The sequence below is a fragment of the Rhodococcus sp. NPDC006774 genome (genome assembly GCF_040636045.1).
In the GTDB taxonomy this organism is placed as follows: domain Bacteria; phylum Actinomycetota; class Actinomycetes; order Mycobacteriales; family Mycobacteriaceae; genus Rhodococcoides.
This window is the reverse complement of the sequence record NZ_JBEYIW010000002.1, coordinates 253,323-267,349: the sequence shown is the minus strand read 5'-3', so window position 1 is coordinate 267,349 and position 14,027 is coordinate 253,323. Positions and strand designations below refer to the sequence as shown.

The 14,027-nt window shown below is 62.9% G+C and carries 16 protein-coding genes and 1 pseudogene; 7 read left to right on the top strand and 10 right to left on the bottom strand.

Annotated elements, in window-relative coordinates:
• The first annotated feature begins 27 nt into the window (after positions 1–27).
• Entirely contained in the window at positions 28–666 is a 639-nt protein-coding gene (locus ABZ677_RS04335) for a TetR/AcrR family transcriptional regulator (RefSeq protein ID WP_037193838.1), read from the top strand.
• Here the strand turns inward: ABZ677_RS04335 and ABZ677_RS04330 are convergent.
• Entirely contained in the window at positions 660–1,868 is a 1,209-nt protein-coding gene (locus ABZ677_RS04330; protein ID WP_358366840.1) for a citrate synthase, read from the bottom strand. The two genes, ABZ677_RS04335 and ABZ677_RS04330, sit on opposite strands and share 7 nt — an antisense overlap.
• Before the next feature lie 89 nt (positions 1,869–1,957).
• Between ABZ677_RS04330 and ABZ677_RS04325 the strand changes: the two genes are divergently transcribed.
• A complete protein-coding gene (locus ABZ677_RS04325) occupies positions 1,958–3,103 on the top strand; it encodes a citrate/2-methylcitrate synthase (RefSeq protein ID WP_358366838.1) in 1,146 nt (381 codons plus the stop codon).
• Here ABZ677_RS04325 and ABZ677_RS04320 read toward each other — a convergent pair.
• Genes ABZ677_RS04320 through ABZ677_RS04305 form a run of 4 tightly spaced genes read right to left on the bottom strand, consistent with a single transcriptional unit; the run spans position 3,100 to position 5,019 of the window.
• Complete coding sequence (locus ABZ677_RS04320) at positions 3,100–3,447, bottom strand: hypothetical protein (RefSeq protein ID WP_358366837.1); 348 nt, start codon at positions 3,445–3,447, stop codon at positions 3,100–3,102. The two genes, ABZ677_RS04325 and ABZ677_RS04320, sit on opposite strands and share 4 nt — an antisense overlap.
• Before the next feature lie 3 nt (positions 3,448–3,450).
• Positions 3,451–3,897: a hypothetical protein gene (locus tag ABZ677_RS04315; RefSeq protein ID WP_358366835.1), complete on the bottom strand. Its 447-nt coding sequence runs from the start codon at positions 3,895–3,897 to the stop codon at positions 3,451–3,453.
• A gap of 24 nt (positions 3,898–3,921) precedes the next feature.
• The gene (locus ABZ677_RS04310) at positions 3,922–4,494 is read right to left on the bottom strand and encodes a cysteine hydrolase family protein (RefSeq protein WP_358366833.1); all 573 of its coding nucleotides are present in this window, start codon (positions 4,492–4,494) and stop codon (positions 3,922–3,924) included.
• 24 nt (positions 4,495–4,518) lie between these two features.
• The gene (locus ABZ677_RS04305) at positions 4,519–5,019 is read right to left on the bottom strand and encodes a MarR family transcriptional regulator (RefSeq protein ID WP_358366831.1); all 501 of its coding nucleotides are present in this window, start codon (positions 5,017–5,019) and stop codon (positions 4,519–4,521) included.
• A gap of 104 nt (positions 5,020–5,123) precedes the next feature.
• Here ABZ677_RS04305 and ABZ677_RS04300 point away from each other — a divergent pair, with 104 nt between their 5' ends.
• Positions 5,124–6,041, top strand: a complete 918-nt coding sequence (locus tag ABZ677_RS04300) for an EamA family transporter (RefSeq protein ID WP_358366829.1) — start codon at positions 5,124–5,126, stop codon at positions 6,039–6,041.
• A gap of 76 nt (positions 6,042–6,117) precedes the next feature.
• Here ABZ677_RS04300 and ABZ677_RS04295 read toward each other — a convergent pair whose 3' ends face one another.
• Together ABZ677_RS04295 and ABZ677_RS04290 are read right to left on the bottom strand one after the other, a co-directional pair.
• The gene (locus ABZ677_RS04295; RefSeq protein ID WP_306437411.1) at positions 6,118–7,335 is read right to left on the bottom strand and encodes an Nramp family divalent metal transporter; all 1,218 of its coding nucleotides are present in this window, start codon (positions 7,333–7,335) and stop codon (positions 6,118–6,120) included.
• 250 nt (positions 7,336–7,585) lie between these two features.
• On the bottom strand, positions 7,586–8,527 hold the full coding sequence (locus ABZ677_RS04290) for a dihydrodipicolinate synthase family protein (protein ID WP_037193826.1): 942 nt from the start codon (positions 8,525–8,527) through the stop codon (positions 7,586–7,588).
• Between the two features lie 221 nt (positions 8,528–8,748).
• Between ABZ677_RS04290 and ABZ677_RS04285 the strand changes: the two genes are divergently transcribed.
• Both ABZ677_RS04285 and ABZ677_RS04280 read left to right on the top strand, forming a co-directional pair.
• Positions 8,749–9,783 carry a LacI family DNA-binding transcriptional regulator gene (locus ABZ677_RS04285; protein ID WP_052047928.1) on the top strand — a complete coding sequence of 345 codons (1,035 nt, stop codon included), beginning with the start codon at positions 8,749–8,751 and terminating at the stop codon, positions 9,781–9,783.
• 382 nt (positions 9,784–10,165) lie between these two features.
• Positions 10,166–10,537, top strand: a complete 372-nt coding sequence (locus ABZ677_RS04280) for a PLD nuclease N-terminal domain-containing protein (RefSeq protein ID WP_037194160.1) — start codon at positions 10,166–10,168, stop codon at positions 10,535–10,537.
• Here ABZ677_RS04280 and ABZ677_RS04275 read toward each other — a convergent pair.
• Positions 10,538–10,765: pseudogene (locus ABZ677_RS04275) on the bottom strand (S26 family signal peptidase); the annotation flags it as partial.
• A gap of 17 nt (positions 10,766–10,782) precedes the next feature.
• Complete coding sequence (locus ABZ677_RS04270) at positions 10,783–11,217, bottom strand: hypothetical protein (RefSeq protein ID WP_358366828.1); 435 nt, start codon at positions 11,215–11,217, stop codon at positions 10,783–10,785.
• Positions 11,218–11,324: 107 nt separating this feature from the next.
• Between ABZ677_RS04270 and ABZ677_RS04265 the strand changes: the two genes are divergently transcribed.
• Together ABZ677_RS04265 and ABZ677_RS04260 are read left to right on the top strand one after the other, a co-directional pair.
• Positions 11,325–12,206: a type IV toxin-antitoxin system AbiEi family antitoxin domain-containing protein gene (locus tag ABZ677_RS04265; RefSeq protein WP_358366826.1), complete on the top strand. Its 882-nt coding sequence runs from the start codon at positions 11,325–11,327 to the stop codon at positions 12,204–12,206.
• Between the two features lie 89 nt (positions 12,207–12,295).
• Positions 12,296–12,634: a hypothetical protein gene (locus tag ABZ677_RS04260; RefSeq protein WP_358366824.1), complete on the top strand. Its 339-nt coding sequence runs from the start codon at positions 12,296–12,298 to the stop codon at positions 12,632–12,634.
• A gap of 72 nt (positions 12,635–12,706) precedes the next feature.
• On the opposite strand, the gene ABZ677_RS04255 is transcribed toward ABZ677_RS04260, so the two are convergent.
• A complete protein-coding gene (locus ABZ677_RS04255) occupies positions 12,707–13,933 on the bottom strand; it encodes a GGDEF domain-containing protein (protein WP_143546079.1) in 1,227 nt (408 codons plus the stop codon).
• Between the last annotated feature and the right edge of the window lie 94 nt (positions 13,934–14,027).

The following is a 14,027-nucleotide window of genomic DNA, read 5'->3' as shown; positions in this document are numbered from 1 at the left end:
CGACCACGCGCGGAAAGGACCCGGACCATGACCCAGACCGCTGATCCGCGCGCGCGCATCGAAGAGCGAGCCCGCAACAAGTTCGAGTCCAAGCGGACCGAACTGGCCGAGGCGACACTGCACACGCTGGCCGAATTGGGCTATGCCCGCACGTCACTGCGGGAGATCGCGCAGAATTCCGAGTATTCGCACGGCGTTCTGCACTACTACTTCACCGACAAACTCGACCTCATCACGCACGCCGTTCGCCAGTACGAGGCCATCTGCGTCACTCGTTACGACGAGGTGGTGGCCAACGCGGTCGACGCCACCGGCTTGTACGCGGACTTCGAGGCGAAGTATTTCGCCACTCTGGCTGCGGACGCCGGCATTCATCGACTCTGGTACGACCTGCGCAATCAAGCCCTGTTCGACGGTTCGTTCCGCAACGACGTGCTCGAGATCGAGGAACGTCGCGAGGACATGATCTGGCGTGTGGTGGCTCGATACTGCGAACTTCGCGGCACTACGCCTGCACTCGACAAGGCCTCCGCCTACATCCTTCTCGACGGCATCTTCCAGCGCGCCCTCCTGCATCACCTGGCCGACAACACAGCCGAGGTCACCGCAGCGCGTCGCCAACTGCATGCTGCGTTCGCGTTACTGGATTGCCCGACGCCTCAGTAGGTTCCGGGCCGAGTCCCCGTGTAGATGCCGGGAACTCGAAAGCGCAGGGACTCTTCGTCGTATTCTTCGAGGGCGTGTGCCGTCCACCCCACGATCCGGGCCAGTGCGAACAGCATCTCCGGCGTGTCTGCCCTCAGTCCGTAGGCGAGCGTGAACGTGGCGAGAGCGAAATCCGAGTTCGGAAAGGTATCGAATCTGCTACTCACCTCCTCGATTATCGTGTCCGCAGCAGCGACCACCACGGGGTCCGCACCGTGAGCGGGGTCCCGAAGCAATCGCAGTATTTCCTCGGCGCGAGGGTCTCGGTCGGTGTAGATGACGTGCCCGAAGCCGGGCACCCGCTCCCCGGACCTCAATTGTGTTGCGAGAGCGCCTATCGGATCATCGATTGCCGTCGTCAGGAACCGGTGCACGGGATCGGCGGCCGAGCCGTGCAGGGGGCCGTCGATACATCCGAGTCCCGCCGAGACTATCGAGTACAGATTGGCCCGGGTGCTCGCCGCAACCCGAACTCCGAGCGTCGACGCAGCCAGACCGTGGTCGGCCATCAGAACGAGCGCGGCCTGCAGCACCACCCGACCATTCGGATCGGATGTGTCGGACTTGATTGCCTCCCAGACCGATTCGGCGGCCGGAAGCTCAGAGGAACCACCACCGAGGGCTGCTGCGACCGTCAGCAGCAGCTGCCCTGCCTCGCGGACAACGGATGTGGACCCGGTGTCGAATCTCATCGGGCGGTAGGTGGACGCGATGTCGACGGCAATGCGGATCCGATCGATGGACCGGCAATCAGGCGACAACAACCCGAGTGCATCTCGGCATCGTTGTACGACAACAGGATCGGCGACGAACTGGGTTCCGTCCACCAGCTCACCCGTCCACACGAACTGTGCGACCGACTCGAAAGTTCGTGAGCTGAGCTCGACCGCGTCACGCCCCCGGTAGTAGAGACGACCATCGTCGATCAGCGTGATCCGAGTCCGAATTCGTTCCACCGCACCGATATCGGTGCGCCGAGCAGTATCGCGTCCGGCGAGAGATTCCACCTCGTCGACGTCGAACACGCTCCCGCGCACTCCGGGTAGTCGAGTGCTGGTCAGCAGACCGCGGCTGACGTAGGCGTACACGGTTTCCGGCTTGACGCCCAGTCGTGCGGCGGCCTGCGTGGTGGTGAGAATGTTTCGACCGTCGGCGTGCGTCATGTCCGCCTTCCACATTGACTCGATCAACATTGACAAGAATCAACATTAGCGCGGATCGTAGGGGTTGACCAGCGCAAAGGAGTGCAGCCATGACCGTTCTCGACGCCCCACGGGGGCTCCACAACGTCGTCGTCACCACCACATCGATCGGAGATGTACGCGGCGACGAAGGCTTTTATCACTACCGGCAATATTCGGCGATCGACATCGCGCTACACCTGACCTTCGAGGACGCGTGGTTCCTCATGGTCGAGGGCCGGTTGCCGAGCGACTCCGAGCGCGCCGAGTTCCAGCGCACGGTGGCACCGCTGCGCGTGCTGCCGGAGGACGTCGCAGCGGCCGTGAAGACAGTGGCACTGTCGGGTCCGGAACAACCACTCTTCGCGTTGCGGACGGTGTTGTCGGGAGTGGCCGGCGCTGTGCCGCTGTACGAGTCGTCGGAATCGGACAAGCGTGCGACCGCGCTGCGTCTGTGTGCGATGACACCGACCATCCTGGCTGCGGTGCACAGGATTCGGGCCGGCCAGGCGCCGATCGATCCACGCGAGGACCTGACCACGGCTCAGAACTGGCTGTTCATGATCACCGGACAGGTGCCCGACGCCGATCGTGCCCGAGCGATCGATCGATATCTCACCGCCACGATCGATCACGGGTTCAACGCGTCGACCTTCACTGCGCGAGTCGTGGCGTCGACGGGATCCGACATCGCATCCGCAGTGTGTGCCGCGATCGGTGCCTTCGCTGGTCCATTGCACGGCGGTGCGCCCGATCGGGCTCTCGACGGGCTGGACGAGATTGCCGACATCGACTCCGCCGACGCCTGGGCGCGAGCGAAAATTTCTGCAGGCGAACGCATCATGGGATTCGGGCATCCGGTGTACCGAACCGATGATCCCCGATCGGTGATGCTGCGCGAGACTGCGCAGGAGATGGGCGGTGAGCTCATCGACAAGGCGGTTCAGGTCGAGAAGGTCATCGCCGCTGCGCTCGCCGATCTCAAGCCGGACCGCAAGCTGTACGCCAATGTCGAGTACTACGCCGGCGTCGTGATGGAACTGTGCGGAATTCCTCGGTCGATGTTCACGCCCACCTTCGCATCCAGTCGGATGGTCGGGTGGTGCGCCAACATCGTCGAGCAGTCGCACGACAGCAAGATCATTCGCCCGATCGCCCGCTACGACGGCCCAGTGCCTTCGGCAGTGATGCGGTCAAGTGCCAACCAGGGCACCTAATCACGCCACTGCGGAGCACTCATCTTCGCGAACGGGTAGCTGCCGACGATGACGACGATGAAGACATAGGCCGCCAGACCGAGTAACTCCCACGTTGTTCTTTCGCGCTGGAAATCAGCGAAGAGCCAAATCAGCGGGGCCAGAAGCAACATCGCGGCGACGACGCACCAGATCTTGAACGACCTATTGGCTTCTTCGCGAAGCTGTGGTGTGGTCTTCACCCTGTCCGATACGTCGCGGCCGTAGTAGTCGACGTGGAGCGCCTTACCTCGAAAGCCAACTGCAGCGCCGTACGCGAACGCGCCAAGTCCTACCATCAGTGCGAGCGCAAGTGCGGTGTTCACGGATCACTGTGCCGTTGCAGTTCGGCCGGACCTGGACAGCGATCTGTAGTTTCGAATTGTGTTGACGCACAACCATCCAGTGACGATGGGGGCGAAGAAACCGAGTGCCAGACCCTCGCCCATCAGCGAGATCACGGCGACAGCGCACCCGATCAGCGTGATACCCACCGCATCGATCTTTCGGCCGATGGACGAGCCTGGGGTCGCCACGATTCCCGGAAATCGCGGCGAGTCGACAAGAATCCGTATCGCCGCGGCGCATGCAATCAGTCCTGCAACGACCATGAATGCGAACACAATCGTTCCACCCAAGCCGATCTCAGCCCAGTTCAATCGCGGCTCGAACAGCCCGCGAACGAATGCCTCGAGTATCGGGATCGACGCGAAGTAGCCCAGATACAGCAACACGATGGGTCCCGCCAGACCCGCAGTCGTCCGCCGATTCGCCATACCGAACGGTATCAAACGGCTCGGCTACAAGCCCGAGAGCAGGTCTTCCGTCGCAACCACAGTCGCGAATTCCCCGTGCAGGTTGGTCGCAGTCATGGCCGACAACGTCGCGGCAGGAACGGTGGTTCCGTCGAGGGCGAGGCGATCGAAGGTGTGAGTGGCGTCGATGACGAAGTACGTGTCGTATCCGAGGTTTCCGGCCATGCGAGCCGTCGTCTCGCAGCAGTGGTTTGTCGTGATTCCGCAGATGACGACCTGGTCGATGCCTTCGGCGCGTAGCCAGGCATCGAGATCCGGCGTGCCGTAGAAGCTCGAGTTGACCCGTTTGCTGACCAGTAGGTCGGGACTTCCTTCGATGATGTCTTTGAACGCGTGCCCAGAACCGCTCGGCGACAAAGGAGATCGGGGGTTATCGGAATCGTGTCGGACGAACACCACCGGCCAGGACTTGGACCGCCACAAGCGAAGTAGAGCGGCGATGTTGCCTTCGCACGCCGGGTTGTCCCGCGGACCCCAGAACTCGGCATCGTCGAATCCCGCCTGTACATCGACGACGATGAGAGCGGGCCTTCGTAAGTCGATCTGCGATTCGCCCATACGGCCAAGGATACGACGAGGTTGCTACTGCTGAATGTCGAGCAGCAGTCGCTTCAGCAAGGCAGCGAGTTGGCTTCGTTCGCCGGGAGCAAGTGATGTCAGCAGCGCTTCCTCGTTCGCCACGTGTGCCGGTAGCGCTGCATCCACAGCGGAAATCCCCGCAGCCGTCAACTGCACGATGACCACTCGACGGTTCGTCGGGTCGATTTCGCGTTCGATCAGCCCTTTGTCCGTGAGCCGATTCAAGCGATTCGTGATGGCTCCCGACGTGACCATTGCACTATCGAGCAACTGCCCCACGGTGAGGCGATGCGGGGCTCCGGTGCGTCGAAGCGTAGCGATCAGATCGAATTCGCCTGGTTGCAAACCATACTCGGCCAGAGTCACCTGAATACGCTTGTCCAGAACGGATGCAGCTCGACTGATGCGCCCGATGACTGCCATCGGGCTGACATCCACATCGGGCCGCTCGACCGTCCACTGTTGCAGGATCCGATCCACTGCATCCTGCACCTCGTCCGACACCTACTGACCCCTCACCGCTGAACCGTTGACGTCCGGCAAGCATACGCATACTGTTCAACGCAGTGATAGTTCAACGTTAAGATGTTTTCGAACCAGGAGGCGAGATGCGGGCATCACATACCGATGCTGATTCGACCCACGCTCGGGAGCCACGCGGCGCATCCTCGACTCTCGGAATCACCGCCGCGGCCGCACTGGCCCCCATTGTCTGGGGGACAACATATTTGGTGACCTCCGAGCTTCTCCCGCCGGATCGACCCATGACCGCCGGTGTTCTTCGCGCCGTTCCGGCGGGGCTGCTGCTTCTACTCATCTCACCGGGGATTCCAGGACGCGGTTGGCGACTGAAGACCACTGTCCTCGGCGTGTTGAACATCGGATTGTTCTTTCCGATGCTGTTCGTAGCGGCCTACCGGCTTCCTGGAGGCACCGCAGCCGTAATCGGTTCTGCTCAACCTCTCGTCATCATCGCGATGTCCACGGCACTCGGGTGGGGACGCACGCGTCGTGTGCAGATCGGATGGGCCCTCGTCGCTGCAGTCGGGGTCGCGCTGACGACGATCTCGAGCACCGTGCGACTCGACGCGATCGGCCTCGCCGCCGCGGCCATCGGTACCGCCAGCATGGCGACCGGCATCGTCCTCACCAAGCGTTGGGGTGTGCCGCCCAACACCAATCCGCTCAATTCCACTGCGTGGCAACTACTCGTCGGCGGCATGGTGATCTTCCCGTTGATTCCGATCGTCGACGACGGTCCGTGGTCCATCGACGCCGAGGCTGTACTCGGCTACGCGTGGCTTTCGGTGATCGGCGGCGCGATGGCGTACGCGTTGTGGTTCCGCGGTTCCCGCGCGCTGCCCTCGGCAAGCATTTCCCTGCTCGGCGTCCTCAGTCCGCTGACCGCGGCCGCCCTCGGTTGGATCGTGTTGGGACAGAACATGACAGCACTGCAATGCGCTGGTTTCGGCGTTGCACTCATCGGTTCGACAGCCGGACAGTTCATGCCGAGAAACACACGGTGACGGTTGGCCGGATACAGAGAATCCCGGGCGGGCGCTCGTATGAGCTCCCACTCGGGATTCGCTTCGACTCGACGGGCTACCGAGTCAGCAGTTCGTAGATCAGCAGACCCGACAGAGACAGGATGGACAAGAAGCCGAGGACGCCGAGTGCGTTCTTCCACCACGTGTTTCGGAGATCCCCCATCAACTGACGGTTGTTACTCATCACGTAGAGCAGGAAGCCGAGGAACGGGGCCACCAGCACGGTCAGGGCTTGAGCGACGATGATGAGTTGGATCGGCGACGAGGTGAACACGATCGTGATCGCCAGGCCGAATGCCAGGATTGCAGCGCAGGTCGCCTTGGCCGTTGGGGTACTCGGAGAGGCCCCTCGGCCCAATGCGTCGGACAGCATCGTGCCGCCGGCGGTTGCGTTGGCGACCATGGACGAGAACGCAGCTCCCGACAGTCCGAGCGCGAAGATCGTGGATCCGATGGGCCCCGCGATCGGCTCGAAGATCTTGGCGAGTCCGACCAGGGTTGCCGCTTCGGCGTTCTGGCTCCCGAGAACGGCGGCGGCCACGACGATGACGAGTGCGGTCATGATGCCGGGGGCGACGATGCCGGGAATGGTGTCGGCGATGGAGGTTCGACGATATTCGTCTCTGGTACGGCCCCGCTCATGAATGCCGTAGGAGGTGAAGAACGCTGCGTTGAGCGAGAAGTTGGTGCCCACGAGAGCGACGATGAGCAGCATGCTTCCTGGAGGGGCACTGGGCATGACTCCGCTGAGTGCCATGTACCAGTCGGGCTTGGCAATGACTGCGCTGATGATGAACGCGGCACCGAGAAGTCCGACGATGACGAGCAGGACTCGCTCGACTATGCGATAGACGTTGCGGAACAACAGGATCAGGGCGACGAATACCGTGCACGCTATCGTCCAGATCAGCGGGGAGCCGCCGAAGACCATCGACAGCCCGAGCCCGGATCCGACGGCGTTGCCGACCGAGAAGCAGAGTGTGATGACGAAGACACCGATTCCGGCTGCGACACCGACGCGCTGACCGAGGACGTCTTTGACCGAGCTGATCAAGGACTTCGGCGTGCGTATACCCAGACGCACGCTCATGTCGGCGTAGACGAGCATGAACACCGTCGACAACACGACGACCCAGATCAACGCGTAGCCGTACTTGCTGCCTGCTTCGACCGCACTGGCCAGGTTTCCCGGGCCGAACTGCCAGGCACCGGCAATGAAGGCGGGACCCGCCATGGCCAGCGTGCTCAGGACGGTCTTCCATCGATTCGACATGGCAGGCGGTCCGTCTGCGGTGATGGTGGACGCGGCTGGTGCCACCGGGGTCGTGCGGGGATGACTCATGACGAGCCTTTCTGGTGACGCTCCGTACTCGCTACTAGAGGCAGTGTGCCCTCGGCTCGACGCGGTGGGGAGCGGATACGAAAAGTACGAGCGAAGGTCGGTGTGCGGCATCGATGGTCACAGGAAGATGGCCATCGATGCCTACCGAGTGATCTGACGCGGTCTGATCCTGTGAAGGAACTCAGACCAGCGCGGGTACTACCGAGCCGAGGTTCGCGGAGTCGAGTGCTGCTGCGATCTCTTCGTGAGCGCCTGCGGCGAGTGGCAGCAGCGGCGAGCGGACGGTGGCGTGCTCGAGGATGCCGCGGTGGACCAGGCCTTCCTTGAGCGCGACGGTGCCCTCCATGTGAGATCCGCGGTGGTAGACGTTCGCGGTGACGGGCAGGAGTCGGTCGTGGATGGCGCGTGCGGCCGGGTAGTCCTTGGCCTTGCCTGCGGCGATGAGCTCGACGAGGGGTTCGGGAGCCAATCCGCCGTAGCCGACGAGGAGCCCGTCGACGTCGAACATGGTGTGCAGCAGGTACTCGTCGTGGCAGCTGAGGATCTGCAGGTCCGGGTTCTCCTTACGCAGAACCGGAATCTCACGGTCCCAGCGGCGCATGTTCCGAACGCCGTTCTTCGTGGCGAAAACGCCCTCCTGAGCAGCGATTTCGAGCTGGGTGTCGAGGTTGTACGTCGCCTTGGTGACGTCCGGGTACTGGAACAGGATCAGAGGCAGGCCCGACCCTTCGTACAGTGCCTTGTAGCGGTCCTGCGGTGCGCCGTCCTGGTAGCCGAAGCGCAGCCAACCGTGCGACGGGTAGACCAGGCCGCCCGACGCACCCGCGTCGACTGCACGCTTGGCTTCTTCGACGGACACGGCCGTTCCTTCCCCGGTGATGCCTGCGATGATCGGAAGCTTTCCGTCGACCGAATCGCGAAAGGCACCGATCACTTTGGCCTGCTCGGTCTGGGTGAGGAACGTGCCTTCACCCGCGTGACCGAGGACGACGAGACTCTTGACGCCATCGACGCTGCCGAGCCAGGACCCGAGGCGCTGGATTGCGTCGTAGTCCACCTCGCCGTCGCGAGTGAACGGCGTGATCGGTGCCGGGCTGAGTCCGCGGAGATCGAGTGAATTCATGTTGTCGTCCTTCTCGAGAATCTGATGGGAACGTTGTCGGGAACGTTTGCATCACGCTAAGCCCACTGCCATGAATGTGTCAACCATCACTTTCGAGATGCAGAGTGACGGGCGTTTCTCTACGCCGGTGCAAACGTTCCTGGGACGTTTGCATGCGCCGCAGGCTGGCGATCTGTAAGTTCGGCCGTACCAGGAGTTCAACGAACAGTCAGGAACTGCACATGCGTTCCACCCGAAGCGGGCTCTCGACGGAGCGCACGGACGCCGTCACGCTGCGTGACGTCGCCAAGGCTGCCGGGGTGAGCATCTCGACCGTCAGCCGCGTGCTCGACGACCGTGTCGCACCGTCCCGATCCGCGACAGCCGTCCGGGTGCGCGAGATTGCCGAGCATCTCGGGTATCGGCGCAACACGTTCGCGTCGAATCTGCGGCGGGGTGCCACCGCCACCATCGGTGTCCTGGTGCCCCGCCTCTCGGACACCGTGATGGCGTTGATGTTCGAGGCCATCGACAGGGCTGCAGGCAAAGAGGGCTACCACGCCGTCGTCGCGACGAGCGGCGACGATCCCACCGACGAATGGAACGCCGCGCAGTCGCTTCTCGAGCGCAATGTCGATGGGGTCGTTCTCGCCACGAGCCGCACCGACGACCCCCTCCCCAGCCATCTCCGCGAGAACGGAATTCCTCACGTCCTGGTCTTGAGAACCGACGGCAAGAGCCCGTCCTCGATCGGCGACGACGAGACAGGCGGATATCTGGCGGTTCGTCACCTCATCGATCTCGGCCACACCGACATCGCAGTGCTGACAGGCCCTCTGTTCACCTCCAGCGCCGTCGGCCGTTTGGCGGGCGCGCACAAGGCATTTGCCGAAGCCGGCCTGCAACAGCGCCCGGAGTGGACCATCGAGACCGGCTACGGAATCGAAGCCGGTGCACGCGCAGGACACGATCTGCTCGACGGCACAGGCCGTCCGACCGCCGTGTTCGCCGCCAACGACAACCTCGCCCTCGGAGTGTTGTCGGCAGCGCATCGACACAATTTGGCTGTCGGAGAGGACCTTTCACTCGTCGGTTACAACGACATCCCGCTCGCCCAACTGTTGCCGGTCCCCCTGACATCGGTTCGCACCGCATTCGACCAGATAGCCCGAACCGCAATGGAAATACTGCTCAACGGTGACGACGGCTCGACTCCCCTGAAAATGGCTCTCCCGACGCTGATTCCGCGCCAATCATCGAGCCGCGCGGCGCGATGAGTGCGTGAGCGTCATCGTCTCGGTTGAGCCCTCCCGCATGGTCGGGGTGGTCGACGTGATGCCGGTTGCCCTGTGGGCTGAAGCGATTGCAGGCCGGCTCCGGAGTGTCTACCTTCGGATGTCGATCGAAGAACCGGTTTGCCTCGTCGTTCTCGAACCCGGGACACCGGGGTGCCACCCATGTTGGCGTACAACGTTTTCCACCCGGCCGTGAATGCGTCGAACATATTTCGGGCACGAAGCTCCCGGCGAACAGAAGGGCGGCGGCGGGTCGCCCCTCTCCGTCGACGAACAGACGTCAGGCCACGTCTGTTGAATTCGCGACAATCCCGCTACGATCCTCGGTACATCAGACCGAACGGTCTCGAACATGGAGGATCACATGCCGTATCTCGGTTTGCTGGTGATGTTGCTGTGGGTGTTCTGTCTGATCGACGTGATCACGGCCGACGACGGTGGAGTGCGATTCCTCCCGAAGATCGTGTGGCTGCTGTTGGTGGTGTTTCTCCCGCTCGCCGGCTCGTTGGCGTGGCTGTTCGCGGGTCGTCCGATCGGGGGTGGAATCTGGGGAGGTCCCGGCGGCGGCAACCGGCGGGCGATCAATTCTGCGTTTCCGGAGTACGAAACGCGCCCCGGTCGTCAGGCCGCGCAGAATCCAGATGCCGATGCGGAATTTCTTCGGCAGTGCCGAGAGCGCGCAGAAGAGCAACGTCGACTCGAGCGCGAGCGCCGCAAGCGAGATCTCGGATTCTGATCAGCGATCCTGGATCGACGGCGACTCGATGGTGCCCCATCGCGAGGGAGGCAGAACGATCAGGCGCGCTTTGCCGATGACATTTCCAACGGGCACCGTGCCGCCCAGTTCGTCTTTGCGGTGGGCTCTGGAATCGGCTGAGCCGCTGCGGTTGTCGCCCATCATCCAGAGATTGCCGGTGGGCACCGTGACCGGCCCGAAGCAGCGTCCTTTAGCACTTTCGCTCTGGGGTCAGTCGACCGAACTCAGCGCATCTGGACGTTCTCACTGACCGGATTACCGAAACGGGAGGGCGCGAGAACATACGCGAATGCGTAGCTCACCGATGTCAGTGTTCCGAGCACTATCAACGACTCCGGGTGCAGAGATGGATTTCCCGAGGCCGCCTCGGTCCATGCGAGCAGTCCGCCAACCACCAGCATCACGGCCGCTGCCGAACACAGCGCGAAACGGTGCCTCCATCGGTTGCGAGTCCGCGGCGGCCAGAACGCCGTAGTCCGCACTGCGTAGTGCCCACCTGCGACCGCGACCAGGCCGACCATCAGTCCGGCCACTCCGCCGATCACAGCCGGGAGGGTCAGGTCCCACCACCGACCGTTGGCACTGGACCAAATGAGGACCGCAGCCGTGCACGCACCACTGGCCGCCGCCACGCACAGCTCCTTGGCGACCCATTCCATGCGAATGACTCAAACACACAGCTCCACGTCGATTGAATCCGGTGCAGCCAGCCGCGCTGAGCGCGGTCCATTGCACCCGATTCGCACCGTGGAACCGCTCCAGCGCAGTGAACGTCCAAGTGGACATGCTCGATGAATGGTTGGCACAGCACGACGGCGTGATCACCCGTGCGCAGGCGGCGATGTGCGGCCTGAGCGGCGATGCTGTGGACCGCTCGGTGCGAGCGGGTGCGTGGCGAACGATTCATCGCGGGGTGTATTTCGTCGTCGACCGCCCGTTCACTGCGGACGCGCGCATTCGATGCGTTGTGTGGGGTGCAGGACCGAACGCTGTGCTCAGCGGGGAAGCCGCGGCCTTCTGGCACCGGGTGATAACCGACGCACCGAGCATCATCGAAGTCACCACCCCGCGCAAGGGGCGAAGCCGCGCCGAGGGATGCCGACTCCGCCGCCGCGATATCCACAGCAAGGACATCGTCGAGCGCCGCGGGCTTCAGGTCACGTCTCTCGAACTCACCGTTCTCGAAGCCTCGATAGGCAAGGCGCACATCATGGATCGGGCCCTTCAGCGACATACCGACCTCGGGCGATTGGAGCGAGCCCATGCGCGAAACCCGGGTCGCACCGGCGCTCCCGAGGCGGGGCGGCTGCTGAAAGTAGCAGCCAACGGCGCCCGCTCGGAGGGAGAGCGTCTCTTGATCGGAGAGTTCCGGGCCCGCAAGATCAGCGGCTGGGTGGTCAACTATCGATGGGGCGAGTACGAACTCGACATCGCGTTCCTCGCCGAGATGCTGGCCATCGAGATCGACGGCTGGGCATTCCACTCCGATCACGATGCATTCCAACGGGATCGGAGCAGGCAGAACGGCATCAGCCCGAGCTGGACGATCCTTCGCTACACCTGGGCCGACCTGACCGAACGCATGGATCACGTGATCGCCGAAATTACCGAAACCCTCGATCGAATCCGGTGCAGCCAGCCGCGCTGAGCGCGGTCGGTTGCACCCGATTTCGCCGCCGCGAGGATCATCAGAGCACCCTCCCAAGACATCGTCAGCGTCGCGAACTATCCGGTATCGTGAAGAAAACGGGCAAAGTGGACCACGCCAGGTCGGAGGCCGAGATGCAGAAGCCGTTTCGCGAGTGGGTCATGACCGGCGCACTCAGCAAGAAGTGCGGCGCAACCCGAGCCGATTACATCAATGCGCTTGCCCTGGTCCCCGCAGTCGGTCTCGGCTTCCTCCTGATGCACTTGATGATCAACTCGGGCTCGACAGCTCTCGATACTGCAGCAGGATGCCTGGGCGGTGCCATCACCGGATTCCTGTATCTCTACCTGGCCTACCGGGTCGATTCACGCAAGAAACGCGGACCTGCCCCCACGCCGCCACTCGGTGCTCGGCCGACGCGTCTTTGAGATGCACCGGTCCGGCGGATCGATGCGCCTCTGTTGCACTCTGACCGACTGAAACCCACATCGATCCGGATCTCAGGCGCGCTTGGACAAGTACATTCGCTCGTCTGCCATTCGTAGCAGTTGGTCCGGGTCGGCGGCCGGTTCCCAGCTCCATCCGACGCTCACCGAGACCGGGATGTCGGTGCCGTCGATGTCGTAGGGGCCGGCGAGGAGTCCGCGAACTCGGTCGGCGAGGCATTCGACACCGTTGCGTGAGCGGGCACTGCGCAGGAGGACGACGAATTCGTCTCCGCCGATGCGGCAGGCGACGTCATCGGAGCGGGTGTTGTCCAGGATGCGACGGCCGATTGCCTGGAGTACTCGATCCCCCACCGCGTGTCCGAATCGGTCGTTGATGGACTTGAAGGCGTCGACGTCGACGAAGAGCACTCCCACCGGACGACCGTCGGCGGAGTCCTTCATCGCATGCAACTCGGACATCAGGCGTCGGCGATTGGCCAGTGAGGTGAGGTCGTCGATCAGCACCTGGCGTTCGAGTGATGCCTCGGCAGCTTTGCGTGCGGTGATGTCCTGGATCTGCGCGATGATCACGTCTCCGGATTCGTCGTCGCGCACCACGGTCACGTTGCGCTGCACCCAGATCGTGGCACCGTCCTTGCGGATGTATCGCTTCTCCGACGCCACGTTCGTCAGCGTCCCTTCGGCCAATCCCTTGAGGTGTTCGTCGGCGAGGGGAATGTCGTCGGGATGGGTGATGTCACGAAAAGTTTTCTGTCGCAACTCTTCTGCGGTGTAGCCGAGCAATTCGCACAGGGCCTTGTTCACCTGGAGCCATCGTCCGTCGCGGGTCATCACCGCTTTGCCGATCGGGGCGTTCTCCATCACGTTCTGGAACAGCCGGATCGCGCGATCGCGCTCACGCTCGACCTCGGCTCGCGCGCTGACGTCGACGACCAACGCGGTGAACCCGACGACGACACCGTCGACGATATCGGGCACGTAGGTTGCCTGAGTAACGCGCACAGCACCGTTGACGTCGATGAGTGTCCGGTCGAACTGCTGCTGCTCACCGGCGAGGACGCCGGTGATGTACGGCAGGTTCAATTCGTACAGCGTCTCACCGAGCAGTTCTCGGATGTGCTTGCCGACCAAGTCCTGAGGTTCGATTCCGAAGAAATCCGCATACACACGGTTGGCGAACACATTCCGGAGCGCGCTGTCCCAGTACCCGATCATCGACGGCAGACGATCGACGGCACGGCGCATCACCTCGTTCGATGCGTTTCGCGTAACGGTCATGAACCACCTCACTTGTGACGCCGACCGTTGAACGGTACCGAAATATATCGCGATCGGCCTGCAACACGAACATCGATCCCATCAGTGCGCAAGT

Bases quoted from the DNA above. Each gene is read 5' to 3' on its own strand.
- ABZ677_RS04335 (WP_037193838.1), top strand. From the start codon at position 28: ATGACCCAGACCGCTGATCCGCGCGCGCGCATCGAAGAGCGAGCCCGC.
- ABZ677_RS04330 (WP_358366840.1), bottom strand. From the start codon at position 1,868: ATGACGCACGCCGACGGTCGAAACATTCTCACCACCACGCAGGCCGCC.
- ABZ677_RS04325 (WP_358366838.1), top strand. From the start codon at position 1,958: ATGACCGTTCTCGACGCCCCACGGGGGCTCCACAACGTCGTCGTCACC.
- ABZ677_RS04315 (WP_358366835.1), bottom strand. From the start codon at position 3,897: ATGGCGAATCGGCGGACGACTGCGGGTCTGGCGGGACCCATCGTGTTG.
- ABZ677_RS04310 (WP_358366833.1), bottom strand. From the start codon at position 4,494: ATGGGCGAATCGCAGATCGACTTACGAAGGCCCGCTCTCATCGTCGTC.
- ABZ677_RS04300 (WP_358366829.1), top strand. From the start codon at position 5,124: ATGCGGGCATCACATACCGATGCTGATTCGACCCACGCTCGGGAGCCA.
- ABZ677_RS04295 (WP_306437411.1), bottom strand. From the start codon at position 7,335: ATGTCGAATCGATGGAAGACCGTCCTGAGCACGCTGGCCATGGCGGGT.
- ABZ677_RS04290 (WP_037193826.1), bottom strand. From the start codon at position 8,527: ATGAATTCACTCGATCTCCGCGGACTCAGCCCGGCACCGATCACGCCG.
- ABZ677_RS04285 (WP_052047928.1), top strand. From the start codon at position 8,749: ATGCGTTCCACCCGAAGCGGGCTCTCGACGGAGCGCACGGACGCCGTC.
- ABZ677_RS04280 (WP_037194160.1), top strand. From the start codon at position 10,166: ATGCCGTATCTCGGTTTGCTGGTGATGTTGCTGTGGGTGTTCTGTCTG.
- ABZ677_RS04270 (WP_358366828.1), bottom strand. From the start codon at position 11,217: ATGGAATGGGTCGCCAAGGAGCTGTGCGTGGCGGCGGCCAGTGGTGCG.
- ABZ677_RS04255 (WP_143546079.1), bottom strand. From the start codon at position 13,933: ATGACCGTTACGCGAAACGCATCGAACGAGGTGATGCGCCGTGCCGTC.